Genomic DNA, 14,529 nt, shown 5'->3' with positions numbered 1-14,529 from the left:
AATTAATCATTAAACACTAATCATTATTCCATCTTCGCTTTGACTATTACCATCATACCGGCGGCAAGGCTGCTGTTGTCTTCTTTGGACAAATCGGTAAAGTCGATGCGGACTGGGATGCGTTGCTGTATCTTCACGAAGTTGCCGGCAGAATTATCCGTGGGCACTAGGGAATATTTGGAGCCGGTGGCTCCGGAGATGGCAGTGATTTTTCCTTTGAATTCTTTGTCGCTGATGGCATCGACGGTAATGACTACTTCTTGTCCCAAGTGCAGATTCTCAATCTGGGTTTCCTTGTAGTTGGCTATAATCCACTTTTGTGTGTCAGGCAGAATGTAGGTGATGGTTTGTCCGGCAGTGATGAATTGTCCTTCTTCAAGAGTACGCCGCCCCAATTTCCCATCACAAGGAGCTACTACTACGGTGTAGGAGAGATTCAGTCGTGCCATTTCGAGTGCGGCTGTTGCCCGTTGTATGGCAGCTTCGGTATTTTCACGGCGATGTGACACTTCGTTCACACCCGACAAGGCAGCTTTCTGTTGTCGTTTCACGGCTTCCAACTTCTTGTGGGTAGCTGCATATTCGGTTTCTATCTGTTCCAATTGAATGGGGGTGGCAGCGTTTCTCTTCACCAGATTCTGGTATCGTTGGCGGTCTTTCTCCAGCTTGGTAAGGCGGATTTCTATCTCTGCTATGGAGGCGTCGTAGACAGAGGCTGTAGTTTGCGTGGTTTGTAGTGTGGCACCAATGACTGTGGCACCGGCTTGTGCATCCTTGAGTGCAGCTTCAGCTTCCATGACTCTGATTTTATATTCCCGGTCGTCCAATATAAGTAAGGTATCTCCTTTGTGTACTTCTTGGTGTTCTGTGAAACAAATTTTCTTGATATATCCTGATGCGCGCAGATTGACGGGAGATATGTATTGTTCAATCTGTGCATCATTACTGGTTTCCGTCCGTTTGTAGTTCAAAAAGAGGCAGACCACTTGAATAATTCCCCAGATAAGGATAACTATTCCTAATAGGCTGACAACGATTTGCCAACGGCGAAGCTTCTTCAATTTCCGTGCTTTTTCTTGGTGGGTACTTGCGGTGTTATTGTTCTCTTTTGTTTCCATATTTTCTATATTATATTGTTTACTTATTATTATATATACATCCGTCCTTGAATACGGGCTCTATTCATCTTCCTCTTTAATGAATTGAGGGGCTCAACGTCTCCAGCTGTCCCGTCAGCTTCAGCAAAGTCAGATTGGTTATCCGGTAATTGTAGTGGGCACTGATATAGTTGTTTTGGGCTTCGCTCATCCGCATTTCGTCCTGCAACACTTCGGTCATTGAGGCGATTCCTTCCCGATAACGGTCCATGGTAACGGTATATACATCTTCAGCAAGCAGATAATTGTCCTTCTGCTTCTTAAAGTTACGCTGGCTGTTCATCAGGTCATTGGTAGCATTCAGATATTGTGTCTGAAGATTTTTTCGGGTATTCTCTTGAGCGAGTTTGATGTTCTCTATGTCAATGGTTGCCTTACGCATCTTGTAGCGTTTGTCCAGTCCGTCGAAAATGGGAATGCGCAAGGAGAGTCCCACTCCATAGGAGCGATACCAATGGTTGGAAGGGCCGGAATGGAACCAATGGTAAGCTTTGTCCGTATAGGCAGAGAACATCCAGCTTCCCGTCAAGCTCAAGGAGGGGATGTAACCGTTGCTGACTATTGTTTTTTGTTGCTCTGCGAGTTGTTTCTGTGATTGCAGCAGCTGTAGTTCATATAGTGTTTCAGATAGCCCGGTGAGTGCTGCGGGCGTAATCATTTCTGTATTCACCGGTACCAGTGCTATATTTTCTTCTGCCGGATAGTCGATGATGTATTTCAGTAGGTTCAGTTGCTGTTCCATCATGGCTTGTGCGTTGTCGTGTTGCACCTTGAGGTTCTCCAGGTTGATGTTGACGCGTTTCACATCTACTTCCATAGCCATACCGTTGTCATAGAAGGCCTGAGTGATATCTCTCAACTCTTCTAGGCGAGTGATGTTGGCTTTTATCAAAATAATCTGTTCAGCTGTAACCTGTCCTAGGTAGTACATTTGACTAATTTGAAGGATGAGGTCTTCTCTTGCCTTTTCATAAGAAAGGCGATTCATCTCATCCATGGTTTTAGCTATGGACAGAGTGGTGTAGAGTGTTTGGTTATAAAGTGGTATCTGCAGCTGTAATCCGAAGTTGGCGTTGTATTGCAAAGTTTGGGTTACATTATAGGGATTGCCATACGCTGAACCATCGGTAACGGATACGGGTGGATCGATATTGTCGTTATAGTTGGCAAAACCATTGATTTGGGGCAGTAGTTTGGCTCGATTCTCAGAGATGCCGTATTTCCCTTTTTGTATTTCCTTCCGTTTGCTTTGTAAGGACAAATTGTTTTCGATACCTATTTTGAGGCAGTCCTCCAAGGTTAGGGTATCTTGTGCTCTTGTACCTAGTGCAAGCAGACACAGAAAGGAAAATGTGAACAGTTGTCTTTTCATAATAGTCACTTGATATTTGCACACAAAGTTAGTGGCTTAAAATGCAAGAGGACTATCCATATATCAACTGTTTGTATTCATATTTTCCTTTTTACTATAATTTGAAAACAAACCATAGTAAAAAACGAGTATTAAAAACAAAAAAGACCGCCAAGAGTGGAAGCCTCCTAACAGTCTAAATCTTCTTTGTAGCGGGACCCGGGATTGAACCGGGGACCTCATGATTATGAATCATGCGCTCTAACCAGCTGAGCTATCCCGCCATCATTTCTCGATTGCGGGTGCAAAGATATAGCTTTTATTTAAATTGCCAAAACTTTTATGGATATTTTCTGCTTTTTCTTTTGCTGATAGGGTGCTGAAGTGGTTTGCAGTACTTTTTATTAAAAGTCTTTGTATAACATTATCAATGAATTAGGGGCGTATGGAAAGGGAGGTATAAATAAATTTGATGATTTATTTTCTGTAATTAGAAAAAAGTATTTATCTTGGCTGGCGCAATAAAAAGCAGAATAGACTATGGAAAGAAAGAAAATACATTTGGAATATCTCTTGAATGCGACTTCTAAAAGTATTCTTTGGGCAGCGATAAGTACCCCTACTGGTTTGGAGGGCTGGTTTGCTGATAGGGTTCAGTCAGACGATAAAACAGTAACCTTTTTTTGGGGAAAAACAGAAAAACGTGATGCCGAGATTATTGCCGTGCGGGCGTATTCATTCATCCGCTTCCGCTGGCTGGACGATGAGAACGAGCGAGAATACTTTGAACTGAAGATGACAAACAATGAGTTGACCAATGATTTCGTATTGGAGATAACAGACTTTGCCGATATAGACGAGGTGGGTGATTCGCGTGAATTATGGGAATCGCAAGTGGATACTTTGCGAAGAACTTGTGGTTTTTAGTTAACTTTAGATTAAAAATTTCCCGTACTCCCTTTTTTTGTACTACTTTTGTGCTCTCATTGCATGAAACGAGTAAAATGCTGCGCATAAAAAAGTTAGATATATTTGTTTTGAAGAGCTTTTGCATGCTCTTTATGGGTACTTTCTTCATCTGCCTCTTCATCTTTATGATGCAGTTTTTATGGAGGTATGTGGACGAAATGGTAGGAAAAGGATTGGAGATGACTGTCCTTGCACAGTTTTTCTTTTATTCTGCGCTTTCGTTGGTACCTGCGTCGTTGCCGCTGGCTATTCTGCTGGCTGCCCTTATCACCTTTGGAAATTTCGGAGAACGTTTTGAATTACTTGCCATGAAGGCAGCCGGTATTTCTTTATTGAAAATTATGCGGCCCCTGATTATCTTTATTTGTTTCATTTGTTGTGTCTCTTTCTATTTCCAAAATGTCATAGGACCAAAAGCCCAAACAAAATTATGGACTTTGCTTATTTCCATGAAGCAGAAATCTCCCGAAGTGGATATTCCTGAAGGTGTGTTCTACGATGAAATAGATGGTTATAATCTGTATGTGAAGCATAAGAACCGCAAAACTGGTATGCTGTATGACGTACTGATATATAATTTTGAGAAAGGTTTTGAGAATGCTCAAATTATCAAGTCTGATTCGGGACGTCTGGAGATGACGGCTGACAAACAGCATTTATATTTGCATTTATACAGTGGTGAGCAGTTTGAGAATTTGAAATCGCAGAACATGAACCAAAGGAATGTGCCTTACCGGCGTGAGACATTCCGCGAAAAGCATGCAATCATTGAGTTCAATTCGGATTTTAATATGGTGGATGCAGGTATCATGAGTAATCAGTCCAACAGTAAGGATATGAGAATGCTGCAGGCGGATATTGATTCCATGAAATTGCAGAATGACAGTGTGGGACGTGGTTATTATAAAGAAGCTATGGCAGGAACTTATAAGGTGACAGCCAGCTTGTCTAAAGAGGATACATTGAAGATTGAAAAGGCCTATTTAGGTGAGTACAATGTAGACAGCCTCTACAATGTGGCTACACTGATGCAGAAACAGAAGGTTATATCCACGGCCGTCAGCCGTGCAGAGAGTGCGGGGAGTGACTGGAGTTTTAAGAGCTTTAATATATCGCAGACTGAAAGCAGCCTTCGACGGCACATGACTTCCTGGCATGAGAAACTGACTCTTTCTCTGGCATGTCTCATCTTCTTCTTTATTGGTGCGCCACTCGGAGGAATTATCCGTAAAGGAGGCTTGGGAATGCCGGTGGTGGTTTCTGTATTGATTTTTATTATCTATTACATCATCAACAATACGGGGTATAAGATGGCCCGTGACGGACAGTGGGTTGTCTGGATGGGTATGTGGACCAGTACTGCTGTCTTGGCTCCATTGGGTGCGTTCTTGACATATAAATCCAACAATGATTCAGTGGTATTGAATGCTGATGCTTATATAAATTGGTTCAAGAAGGTTGTGGGTATTCGCAGTGTACGCCATCTGTTCCGTAAGGAAGTAATCATCCATGATCCTGATTATACACGTATTCCGGAAGAGCTGAAGGCTTTGTCCGTAGACTGTCGTGAATATGCTGATAGAAAGGGGTTGAAACGTGCTCCCAATTACTTTAAATTGTGGATGACTGATAGCCAGGATGAGGCAGTGGAAGATATTAACGAACGTTTGGAAAGTCTGATAGATGAGATGTCGAATACAAGATCCGTTACTTTGTTGACAGCGCTGAACACCTATCCGGTCATCCCCATCCATGCGCATGTCCGTCCGTTCCGCAATTATTGGTTAAACTTGCTCTGCGGTATTGTTTTCCCGATAGGCTTGTTCTTTTATTTCCGTATCTGGGCATTCCGTATCCGTCTGAATAAGGATATGGAGCGGATTATCAAGACAAATGAAGATGTGATTGGAATTATAGAAAGGGATCAGAATAAATAAAAACAAAATAGATTATGGAAAATGTAAAGTTGAATACGATAGAAGAGGCCATTGAAGACTTCAAAGCCGGTAACTTTGTGATTGTTGTGGATGATGAGGACCGTGAGAATGAGGGTGATTTGATAATTGCAGCTGAAAAGATTACACCGGAGAAAGTAAACTTTATGTTGAAGCATGCCCGTGGTGTGCTTTGTGCTCCAATTACAGTTTCGCGTTGCAAGGAACTGGATTTGCCGCATCAGGTATCGGATAATACTTCTGTATTGGGTACTCCCTTCACTGTTACTATTGATAAATTGGAAGGCTGTAGTACCGGGGTTTCTGCGGCAGACCGCGCTGCTACTATCCAGGCGTTGGCCGATCCGGCTTCTACTCCGGCCACTTTCGGGCGTCCTGGCCACATTAATCCATTGTATGCTCAGGAGAAAGGTGTGTTGCGCCGTGCCGGACATACGGAGGCTACTATTGATATGGCACGTTTGGCTGGACTTTATCCGGCGGGAGCCCTTATGGAAATAATGAATGAGGATGGTACAATGGCCCGTTTGCCCGAATTGCGCAGAATGGCAGATGAATTTGGCTTGAAATTGATTTCTATCCGTGACTTGATTGCCTACCGTTTGAAGCAGGAGTCTATTGTAGAAAAAGGAGTGGAAGTGGATATGCCTACAGACCACGGTCATTTCCGTTTGATTCCTTTCCGCCAGAAGTCGAACGGTTTGGAACATGTAGCTTTGTTCAAGGGTACTTGGGAATTGGATGAACCGATTCTGGTGCGTGTACATTCTTCTTGTGCCACTGGTGATATATTCAATTCCAAACGCTGTGATTGTGGCGAGCAGCTGCATAAGGCAATGGAGATGATAGAGAAAGCCGGTAAGGGGGTAGTTGTATATCTGAATCAGGAAGGTCGCGGCATTGGCCTGATGGAAAAAATGAAAGCATATAAATTGCAGGAAGAAGGCATGGATACTGTGGATGCTAATATTTGCCTGGGACATCTGGCAGACGAGCGTGATTATGGTGTGGGTGCCCAGATTCTTCGTGAGATAGGAGTGCACAAAATGCGGCTGATGACCAATAATCCCGTGAAACGTGTGGGCTTGGAGGCTTACGGTTTGGAAATAACGGAGAACGTAGCTATTGAGACTACTCCGAATCCATACAACGAGCGTTATCTCCGTACCAAGAAAGAACGTATGGGACATACACTTCATTTCAATAAGTAACTGTCTTTTTGTTTTCTTATATCAAAGAAAATCGCTTATTTTGCAACCGGATTTGCGTAACAATCATTAAATAGTAACAAAATGAACCAATTATCAGATCGTTTAAACAGTTTGTCGCCTTCTGCGACACTGGCTATGTCTCAAAAGAGCGCAGAGCTGAAGGCTCAAGGCGTAGACGTAATTAACCTGAGTGTGGGAGAACCGGACTTCAATACTCCCGACCACATTAAAGAGGCTGCGAAAAAGGCGATAGACGATAACTTTTCTCGCTATTCTCCAGTGCCGGGTTATCCTGCCTTACGTAATGCAATTGTAGAGAAGTTGAAGAAGGAAAACGGTCTGGAATATACCGCCGCACAAATTTCTTGCGCCAATGGTGCCAAGCAGTCGGTTTGCAATGCAATCCTGGTATTGGTAAATCCGGGTGACGAAGTAATTGTACCTGCTCCCTATTGGGTCAGTTATCCGGAAATGGTAAAGTTGGCTGAGGGTACGCCGGTTATCGTACCTGCCGGTATCGACCAGGACTTTAAGATAACACCTGCACAGCTGGAGGCTGCCATCACCCCGAAGACAAAGGCGCTGATTCTTTGCTCTCCCTCTAACCCTACGGGTTCGGTGTACAGCAAGGAGGAGTTGGCAGGCCTGGCCGCAGTATTGGCAAAGTATCCGCAGGTTGTTGTGATTGCCGATGAGATTTACGAACATATCAACTATATCGGCAAGCATCAGAGCATAGCACAATTCCCCGAAATGAAAGAGCGTACGGTCATTGTGAATGGTGTTTCCAAAGCATATGCAATGACTGGTTGGCGTATCGGTTTCATTGCAGGTCCGGAATGGCTTGTGAAGGCTTGCAATAAATTGCAGGGACAGTATACTTCCGGTCCTTGTTCTGTATCTCAGAAGGCTGCTGAGGCTGCTTATACGGGTACACAAGTTCCGGTGGAGGAAATGCGCAAGGCTTTCGAGCGTCGTCGTGATTTGATTGTAAAGTTGGCCAAGGAAGTTCCGGGTTTCGAGGTGAATGTACCGGAAGGTGCTTTCTATCTGTTCCCTAAATGCGATTCATTCTTCGGTAAATCTGCCGGAGAACGTAAAATCAATGATTCAGATGATTTGGCCATGTATTTGTTGGAAGTGGCTCATGTGGCTTGCGTAGGTGGTGCTTCTTTCGGAGCTCCTGAATGCATTCGTATGAGTTATGCAACCAGCGATGAAAATATAGTTGAAGCTATCCGTCGTATAAAAGAAGCACTGGCTAATCTGAAGTGATTCTAACTTCTTCTACAAACTTATTTTAGCAAGACATCTGTCATGCTGTCACGAGCAGTTCGTTTCATCAAAGCGGACTGTTCGTTTTGTTATGACGAACACTTTGTTTTGTTATGACGAACACTTTGTTTCATTATAGCGAACACTCTGTTCCATACAGTATAAACACTTTGTTTTATATTATACGAACATTTTGTTTTCTACTATATGAACACTTTGTTTTATACTTATGGAACAAAGTGTTCATGTCTGTGAACTAACGTATTATCCGTATATAGAAAATAACAATGAGGGGGGTGAAGGTACTGAATTTCACGTGGGGGATATAAAAAAGCGCAGGCAGTTTATCTACCCACGCTTTTGTTTTTGATACTGGGATTGTATTATTCTCCCGGATGAATTGCTTCAGAAGGACAAACATCTGCACAAGTACCACACTCTGTGCAAGTCTCAGGGTCGATATGATAGATATCACCTTCAGAGATAGCGCCAACCGGACACTCGTCGATACAAGTTCCGCAAGCAATACAATCGTCACTAATTACGTAAGCCATTTTCTTTTAGATTTAAATTATTATTAGTACTAATTCGTTTGGCAAAAATAGTGGTTTTCTTTATTACTTGCTATCAATCTTGATTAAAAACGTATAATTTGTATGTCGTCTAAATAAGGAGTCGAGAAAGCGACACAGCATACCGCAGAGACTGAAAAATGTTCGTTTTTGAATTTCGTAAACGAATTGCTCTGATACTATTGGCTTTAGCTGGAGCTTAAGCCGATTTTCAACTTTTAAGAAAGAGTCGGATAGGTAAAAGTAATCACTGCGATTTCTCCTTCTTCGACATTCTCGGTTTGATAGGTACCTTTGAAATGTTCAAAGAACAACTGGTTGATTTTCTGTTGCACTGATACTTTTTGAGAGGCAAACCTGGAATCGGCTATAGGACTGTTCTCTATCCGGCATGCGATGATGTGTTTGTCCGGATGGTTGACCAAGAACATGCTGACTTTGCGCGTTTCTTTGCAGTCGTTCGGATAAAGCAGCATACTTGTCACTATTTGTGTAAGGCGGTTGACGTCGGTATGGATACGCACATCTCCCACCTCTACTTGTAGTTCCAGGAGGATACGGCCTTCACTACGCATTTGTATTAGACAACCTAGTTCGTTGCACCATTCTTTTACATTACAATCCTGCAATTGAAATTTCATCATATTCGCTTCCAGGCGTGAGAGGTCCAATACGTCGTTTACCAGTTGGATAAGCTCACCCGAATTGGTCTGGATAATACCGGAATACTCTTTTCGCTCTTCTTCATCCAGTTCGTTGTCGGTGGAAAGCAGTTGGGAGAAACCGACTACATTGTTCAGTGGAATACGGATATTATAACTCATATTGGCAAGGAAACGGCTTTTTACTTCGTTGGCTTCTTCGGCAATAATTGCCAATTTACGCATTTCCTTCTCATCTTGTTGCAGCCGCTTCCTGCTTCTATACATATGTAGGTTGAAAAGTAACAAGGCTATAATGATGATAATGGAAGTGACCAGACAGATACGGTGAAAAGTGGCTTGCCGCTGTTCTTTCTGGAAAAGCAGTTGGTCCATATTATATAGGCTTTGTATCTGTTCTATCTGTGAGGTGGAGAATACTGTATATAACGAATCTCTTGCCTTGGTTATTTGTTTATAGATAGGAAGTGCGTCGTCCGGAAACCCCATCTTTACTAGTATATCCGCTTTCTGAAGTCCATAAATCATGGCATTATCCAGTGAAATAGGGGTTACAAGTTCAATGGCGTCTTCTAAATAAACCAAAGCTTTGTCGTATTCTTTTGTCAGTTGGTAATATTCGGCATATGCTGCCAAACGTATCAACCGATAAGGAAGAAATGAAGATGTACTGAGATGCCGCTCTGCTTTCTGCAAATATTCCCATGCTTCCGCAGGACGTTGAAGGCGGGTATAGTAAAGGGCGTATTGTAAATCTATGAGCAGATACAAATTGGTATAGCCGTTTGTCAGTACGGTGGTGCCTTCTTCCTGCAATCTGTTTTTTGCATTGTTGAGTTCCTCCAGATACCGGAACATGTTGTCATTGTCATGCAGATATGAGTAAGCCAGTACCGCTTTTGTCAATAAATCAATCTGAGTGGCAAGGGAGGAATCCGGACTTGTCAGTTCAAAAGCCTTGTTTAGGTAGGTGATTCCTTCTTTGTAACGTAAGGTATTGAAATATCCAGTCATCAGGCATAGGCATGCTTCGCGCATACCGTCATGGTTGCCAAGACTTTGAGCCTTGTCGTACATGTCTTGTGCTTGTTTGAGGGCTAATTCAATCTTCTGGCTGATGACATAGAATTCTATCATCATCTTTTTGCCTCTGAAGTAATGACGGTAGTAGTTGTGCTCTTCAGACAACTGTTCGAGCCTCTTCAGCCATTGTTCTGCATGTTTTTGGTCCAGTAGGTTGTAGTAATAAATAATGTGCGCATATATGGCCGCACTCTGGTAAGGTATATTTTTCTGGGCGATGGCCTCTTCCAGTAATTTGTTCTCGTAATAGATGAATGTCGGTGACAGTTGGTCAAGCAGTGCTATCTGATATAGGGTTTCCAATCTGGTGGTATCGGCTGGGGAGGCAAGATATATACGTAGCAGGCTATCCTTGGCTTCTGTCCGTCGCACATCTGCGTGTGCGGACGGTAACAGCCAGCATAAGGCAATGAGCAATGTAAATATCTGTTTCATTTCTTATTCTCCTTTCTGCCTGTCTGGCTTATGGGGTGGGTGAAGCAGAAGCGTGAGCCTTCGGCATACTCTGAATCAATCCATATTTGTCCGCCGATATGCTCTATGATAAGTTGGCATATGGAGAGCCCCAACCCACTGCCTTGAGCATTCTCATTCAGCTTTTCAAAACGTTGGAAAATGTTGGCTTGCTTGTCTTTGGGAATGCCGCAACCGGTATCTGTTACGGTGAATAGTACGGTGTCGTCCGTTTCTTTTTCCAGCTTTAGGACAATGCTGCCTTGTGGGGTAAATTTGGTAGCATTTATCAGTAGGTTAATCAGGACTTGCTGCAGGCGTGAGTCGTCAGTCTCGATGGGCATTTCTTCCAGCTCGGTGGTGAATGTAAGTTCAGCTTGTGTCTGTTTCACTTTGTTCACGGTATCTATCACGTTTCTGCAGATGCTTACGGCATCATGTTGTGCAATACAGAATTGCAGTTTGCCGAATTCAAGACTCGATAGATCTATCACGTCGTTAATAAGCTTCAGCAATAGTTCTGAGTTCTGTTGGATAACTTCATTGCACTGACGGCGTGTCTCATCGTCCAGTCCCTCTTCCGTCAATAGGGATGAAAAGCCCGATAATGCATTGAGTGGGGTACGGATTTCATGGCTCATGTTCGAGAGGAACACGCTTTTTGCACGCATGGCATTTTCGGCATTTATCCGTGATGTTGCCAGTTTTTGGGTGGAGAGTTTCACCTTTTCCCGTTGCCTTTTGAGTAGGATGGCAAGTAGAACAAATAACGTTACTAATGCCATCGTTCCTACCAATATGCTGGTTATGATTTTATTGTATTCGTTATTGCTGGCCGTCTCTGCCTTATCTACCTGGTATTTTGCCTTTATCGTATTGATTTGCCGGATATAGCTTTGTGAAGCGAGTGTATCTATAGGAGGATACAATTCCTGGTAGATTCGGCAGGCTTCCATGGCCATGCCTTGTATTTTACAGAGATAGATTTTTTCCAGCGAAGTCCAGCGGTAATACGTGGAGCGCTTATTACCGGAGTATTCTGCTTGCAATTTGGAGTAGATGTCCAGAGCTTGTTTCCAGTATTGTTTGTCCCAATTTCCCATGGCTCTATAGTAGGCGGCAGTGGTATAATCCAAGTGAAACCGATAGAACTTCTCTGGGTGCAGTTGGTAAATGGAGTCCATTTTGTGGAGCCAGATGTTTGCTTCATCAAGATAGTCTTGTGAGAGGTGTCCATGGGAAATGGCAAAATTCGTCTTTTCGATGCAGAAAAAGAAGTCTGTCGGGTAGTCAGGCTCCTGATATAATATTTTCTCCAGCTCTTCCAGGATTTTTTCCGCTTCTTCCAGACGTCCTTTCCGTTGCAGAACGTTGGACATTTTTAAAAGAAGCTGTGCCCTATATGGATGCTGGTCTGAAATGTTGGATAGTTCAGTCAAAGCATCCTGGTATGATTCCAGGGCTTTATCCCCCATGTTGGCTATTGTATTATAGGCGTCTCCGATGGCTTGGTTGGCCACTACCATACCAAATTGGTAGTCTGTTGCTTTAGCTTCTTCGTACATAAGTTGTGCCCGGTTCGTCGCTAAGCTGATATCGCCGCGCAATGTATAGGCATTGGCCAATTGAAGTTGTAATAGAAAATACGTTGTTCTATCTTCATTTGATTGTTGGGTGGGAAGAAGTTGCTCGCTCCACGCAATGACACTGTCTATGGATATGGAGTCATCATAGAGAACTTGTCTTTTGACCAATGATTGCAGAATACTCTGCTTTTCTTGATTGGCTATTGTATGTGCTGATAAGACAGAAGTATACAGTATCTGCCCCAATAGCATCCATATAATCATTTTTGTTCTCAAATGTTTGTTTGCCTCTTTTGTTTATTATTGGCAAAAATAAATATAAATGAATAAATAAAAAATTAAATAGATGTTTTTTTATCCTTTATACTCAATTTGTTAGCAACTTTATGCAGGCGATTGGAAGGGATTAATACAGTTCCAAACCAAACTCTTCTTTTAGTTGTAATAGTGCACTGTTCTTTTGTGCCATCATTTGGAATTTTTCAACGCGTCCATAGGCACGTACCTTTTCAGTAGGAGCACTAATCCGGACAGTCATGGTGACTTTGCGGTTCTTTAGCCGGGTACGTAGGTAATTTTGCAGAGTGGGTATCATGCCGGTAAATTCCTTGGCAACGATTTCATTGTCTACCACAGCCTCAAAAGTTGTGTCATTTATTAAAGTGATGCGCATGTTCTGCATGCGCTTGGCTATGGCTACTTGCTCCTTGGGCATACGTCCGGCATACTCCTGCCAGTAATAGTTCAAATCCCTTTCATTGAAGATGTAGTCTTCTTCCGGTTGTGCTGCTTGGTGGGCGGCAGTAGGGTTAGATGAAGGGTTTCTTTGTTCCTCTTCTATATGGGGGCGTTTGATGGAGACCCCTAATCCGGACATTTTCATGACCGGAATTTTTTTCTCTTCTCTCCCTTGCGCCATTAATACGGCAGCAGGTGTGGCATGTGGAGTTGTTGCATTACTATGCTGCGTGGCAGCAGGTTGGGGAGTGCTGTTTGTCTGTACTGCCGGCTGTACGGTTTGTTGGGGCATGGCAGCAGTGGCCTGTGGCTGCTGAGCGGCGGCAGGCTGCGTGAATATGGGTTTTATAGCTTGTTTAGGGCTGCGCCCATTGGCACCGTCGTCCTCCTCGGCGGTCAGTTGTGCCACTTGTATCAGAGTGAGCTCTACCAGTAGCCGTTTGTTTTTACTGGCACGGTAGTTCAGGTCACAATCGTTGCAGAGCTTCATGGCACGGTAAAGAAAAGGGAGGGGGCATTGCTGTGCTTGTGCTTGGTAACGTTCGCGGATGCTTGCGCCCACTTCAAGCAACGGCAGTGTCGCCGGGTCTTTGCTGACAAGCAAGTCGCGCAGGTGGGATGAAAGTCCGGTGATGAAGTGGCTGCCGTCGAAGCCTTTGTTGAGCACATCATTCAGTAATAGCAACGCGTCACTGATTTTGTTCTCAAGAAAGAATCCGGTTAGTTTGAAGTAGTATTCATAGTCCAGCACATTGAGGTTTTCAATCACGCTCTTATAGGTGATGTGTCCTCCGGTGAAGCTTACCACCTGGTCGAAGATGGATAGTGCGTCGCGCATACCGCCGTCTGCTTTGAGGGCAATGACATTCAACGCTTCCGGTTCAGCAGTGATACCTTCTTTGGAGGCGACATATGCGAGGTGTGCTACGGTATCTTCCACACCAATCCGGCTGAAATCATATATTTGGCAGCGTGAAAGGATGGTGGGCAATATCTTGTGCTTCTCGGTAGTGGCAAGGATGAATATGGCATGGCGTGGAGGCTCTTCCAGTGTTTTCAGGAAAGCATTGAAAGCCGAGGCGGACAGCATATGTACCTCATCAATGATATATACTTTGTATTTGCCTATCTGAGGTGGAATGCGTACCTGCTCCACCAATTGGCGGATGTCATCCACAGAGTTGTTTGAGGCGGCATCCAGCTCATGGATATTGTAGGAGCGCTGCTCATTGAAGGCAGTACAGGATTCACATTGGTTGCATGCCTCGCCGTCTGCTGTGGGGCTCATGCAGTTGATTGTTTTAGCAAAGATACGGGCACAAGTTGTTTTTCCCACGCCTCTTGGACCGCAAAAAAGATAGGCATGCGCCAGTTTTCCGGTGGCAATGGCATTCTTCAAGGTAGTGGTCAGTGCACGTTGGCCTACTACGGACTCAAAGGTCGAGGGACGATATTTCCGTGCAGATACGATATAGTTTTCCATATTTGGGATATTCTTTGCTTTTTGTGCAAATGTA

Annotated in this window: 10 protein-coding genes and 1 tRNA gene; 4 read left to right on the top strand and 7 right to left on the bottom strand. The window is 43.7% G+C overall.

What is annotated here, in order from left to right:
- Nucleotides 1-23: 23 nt before the first annotated feature.
- The 3 genes from NQ510_RS01925 to NQ510_RS01915 form a co-directional block, all read right to left on the bottom strand.
- Nucleotides 24-1,118, bottom strand: coding sequence for an HlyD family secretion protein (locus tag NQ510_RS01925; RefSeq protein WP_005824722.1), 1,095 nt, complete (start codon nucleotides 1,116-1,118; stop codon nucleotides 24-26).
- Between the two features lie 76 nt (nucleotides 1,119-1,194).
- A complete protein-coding gene (locus NQ510_RS01920) occupies nucleotides 1,195-2,529 on the bottom strand; it encodes a TolC family protein (RefSeq protein WP_005824723.1) in 1,335 nt (444 codons plus the stop codon).
- 189 nt (nucleotides 2,530-2,718) lie between these two features.
- Nucleotides 2,719-2,792: transfer RNA gene (locus NQ510_RS01915), tRNA-Met, on the bottom strand.
- A gap of 256 nt (nucleotides 2,793-3,048) precedes the next feature.
- Here NQ510_RS01915 and NQ510_RS01910 point away from each other — a divergent pair.
- The 4 genes from NQ510_RS01910 (at nucleotide 3,049) to NQ510_RS01895 (ending at nucleotide 7,918) form a co-directional block, all read left to right on the top strand.
- On the top strand, nucleotides 3,049-3,435 hold the full coding sequence (locus tag NQ510_RS01910; protein WP_005824726.1) for an START-like domain-containing protein: 387 nt from the start codon (nucleotides 3,049-3,051) through the stop codon (nucleotides 3,433-3,435).
- A gap of 77 nt (nucleotides 3,436-3,512) precedes the next feature.
- Nucleotides 3,513-5,414 carry an LptF/LptG family permease gene (locus tag NQ510_RS01905; protein WP_005824727.1) on the top strand — a complete coding sequence of 634 codons (1,902 nt, stop codon included), beginning with the start codon at nucleotides 3,513-3,515 and terminating at the stop codon, nucleotides 5,412-5,414.
- A 14-nt stretch (nucleotides 5,415-5,428) separates the two neighbouring features.
- Nucleotides 5,429-6,643 carry a bifunctional 3,4-dihydroxy-2-butanone-4-phosphate synthase/GTP cyclohydrolase II gene (locus NQ510_RS01900; RefSeq protein WP_005824728.1) on the top strand — a complete coding sequence of 405 codons (1,215 nt, stop codon included), beginning with the start codon at nucleotides 5,429-5,431 and terminating at the stop codon, nucleotides 6,641-6,643.
- An 81-nt stretch (nucleotides 6,644-6,724) separates the two neighbouring features.
- The gene (locus tag NQ510_RS01895) at nucleotides 6,725-7,918 is read left to right on the top strand and encodes a pyridoxal phosphate-dependent aminotransferase (RefSeq protein ID WP_005834870.1); all 1,194 of its coding nucleotides are present in this window, start codon (nucleotides 6,725-6,727) and stop codon (nucleotides 7,916-7,918) included.
- Nucleotides 7,919-8,301: 383 nt separating this feature from the next.
- Here the strand turns inward: NQ510_RS01895 and NQ510_RS01890 are convergent, their stop codons facing one another.
- The 4 genes from NQ510_RS01890 to NQ510_RS01875 all read right to left on the bottom strand — a co-directional run bounded on the left by NQ510_RS01890 (nucleotide 8,302) and on the right by NQ510_RS01875 (nucleotide 14,495).
- A complete protein-coding gene (locus tag NQ510_RS01890; RefSeq protein ID WP_005834872.1) occupies nucleotides 8,302-8,472 on the bottom strand; it encodes a DUF362 domain-containing protein in 171 nt (56 codons plus the stop codon).
- 236 nt (nucleotides 8,473-8,708) lie between these two features.
- Complete coding sequence (locus NQ510_RS01885) at nucleotides 8,709-10,670, bottom strand: sensor histidine kinase (protein ID WP_005824732.1); 1,962 nt, start codon at nucleotides 10,668-10,670, stop codon at nucleotides 8,709-8,711.
- Nucleotides 10,667-12,538, bottom strand: coding sequence for a tetratricopeptide repeat-containing sensor histidine kinase (locus NQ510_RS01880; protein ID WP_005824733.1), 1,872 nt, complete (start codon nucleotides 12,536-12,538; stop codon nucleotides 10,667-10,669). Before NQ510_RS01880 ends, NQ510_RS01885 begins: the two co-directional genes overlap by 4 nt.
- 142 nt (nucleotides 12,539-12,680) lie before the next feature.
- The gene (locus tag NQ510_RS01875) at nucleotides 12,681-14,495 is read right to left on the bottom strand and encodes a DNA polymerase III subunit gamma/tau (protein WP_005824735.1); all 1,815 of its coding nucleotides are present in this window, start codon (nucleotides 14,493-14,495) and stop codon (nucleotides 12,681-12,683) included.
- Nucleotides 14,496-14,529 lie beyond the last annotated feature (34 nt).

The sequence above is a fragment of the Bacteroides uniformis genome (genome assembly GCF_025147485.1).
GTDB classification, from domain to species: domain Bacteria; phylum Bacteroidota; class Bacteroidia; order Bacteroidales; family Bacteroidaceae; genus Bacteroides; species Bacteroides uniformis.
Note: the sequence above shows the minus strand (reverse complement) of the source record. Positions and strands in the feature narration are given on the sequence as shown.